At 47.6% G+C, this 1834-nt stretch carries 1 rRNA gene; it reads right to left on the bottom strand.

Annotated features, from left to right (window positions below):
* Positions 1–97: 97 nt before the first annotated feature.
* Positions 98–1611, bottom strand: a 16S ribosomal RNA gene (locus BUB89_RS17645).
* Positions 1612–1834: the final 223 nt, after the last annotated feature.

The following is a 1834-nucleotide window of genomic DNA, read 5'->3' as shown; positions in this document are numbered from 1 at the left end:
TAAATTAACAGCAAGAGTAATAAAATTTCAAAACTATAGACCAATAGTTCTTTTCGTCTTTTCCCCAGCGTGCATATAGCTAACACTAAGGCTCTAGAAAGGAGGTGTTCCAGCCGCACCTTCCGGTACGGCTACCTTGTTACGACTTAGCCCTAGTTACCAGTTTTACCCTAGGCAGCTCCTTGCGGTCACCGACTTCAGGCACCCCCAGCTTCCATGGCTTGACGGGCGGTGTGTACAAGGCCCGGGAACGTATTCACCGGATCATGGCTGATATCCGATTACTAGCGATTCCAGCTTCACGGAGTCGAGTTGCAGACTCCGATCCGAACTGTGACCGGCTTTGTAGATTCGCTCCTGGTCACCCAGTGGCTGCTCTCTGTACCGGCCATTGTAGCACGTGTGTAGCCCAAGGCGTAAGGGCCGTGATGATTTGACGTCATCCCCACCTTCCTCACAGTTTGCACTGGCAGTCTCGTTAGAGTTCCCGACATGACTCGATGGCAACTAACAACAGGGGTTGCGCTCGTTATAGGACTTAACCTGACACCTCACGGCACGAGCTGACGACAACCATGCAGCACCTTGTAAATTGTCTTGCGAAAGTTCTGTTTCCAAAACGGTCAATCTACATTTAAGCCTTGGTAAGGTTCCTCGCGTATCATCGAATTAAACCACATGCTCCACCGCTTGTGCGGGCCCCCGTCAATTCCTTTGAGTTTCAAACTTGCGTTCGTACTCCCCAGGTGGGATACTTATCACTTTCGCTTAGCCACTGAAGTTGCCCCCAACAGCTAGTATCCATCGTTTACGGCGTGGACTACCAGGGTATCTAATCCTGTTCGCTACCCACGCTTTCGTCCATCAGCGTCAATGAATTAGTAGTAACCTGCCTTCGCAATTGGTATTCCATGTAATCTCTAAGCATTTCACCGCTACACTACATATTCTAGTTACTTCCTAATTATTCAAGTCCTACAGTATCAATGGCAGTTTCCCCGTTGAGCGGGGAGATTTCACCACTGACTTATAAGACCGCCTACGGACCCTTTAAACCCAATGATTCCGGATAACGCTTGGATCCTCCGTATTACCGCGGCTGCTGGCACGGAGTTAGCCGATCCTTATTCTTACGATACCGTCAAGCTACTTCACGAAGTAGTGTTTCTTCTCGTACAAAAGCAGTTTACAATCCATAGGACCGTCATCCTGCACGCGGCATGGCTGGTTCAGGCTTGCGCCCATTGACCAATATTCCTCACTGCTGCCTCCCGTAGGAGTCTGGTCCGTGTCTCAGTACCAGTGTGGGGGATCTCCCTCTCAGGACCCCTACCCATCGTAGCCTTGGTAAGCCGTTACCTTACCAACTAGCTAATGGGACGCATGCTCATCTTTTGCCGTTGTGACTTTAATCTTGTTGTCATGCAACAACGAGATACTATGAGGTATTAATCCAAATTTCTCTGGGCTATCCCTCTGCAAAAGGTAGATTGCATACGCGTTACGCACCCGTGCGCCGGTCTCTAATTCCGAAGAACTATACCCCTCGACTTGCATGTGTTAAGCCTGCCGCTAGCGTTCATCCTGAGCCAGGATCAAACTCTTCATCGTATATTATGCGAGAATCATAAATGATTCTCTGTTTTTATTTGACTCAAGATCTAGTGGTTTATTCTAATCTATCGATTCTATTACTCTTATTCTTTTGTTCCGATTTGCATCGGAACGGCTGTCAATTCAATATGTCTAGGAACGTGTCTTTTTGTTTTGCGCTTGTTTCTCAAAGCGGGTGCAAAAGTACAAATCTTTTCTTTACTGGCAAGAAAAATTTAAA

The sequence above is a fragment of the Flavobacterium flevense genome (assembly GCF_900142775.1).
GTDB classification, from domain to species: domain Bacteria; phylum Bacteroidota; class Bacteroidia; order Flavobacteriales; family Flavobacteriaceae; genus Flavobacterium; species Flavobacterium flevense.
Note: the sequence above shows the minus strand (reverse complement) of the source record. Positions and strands in the feature narration are given on the sequence as shown.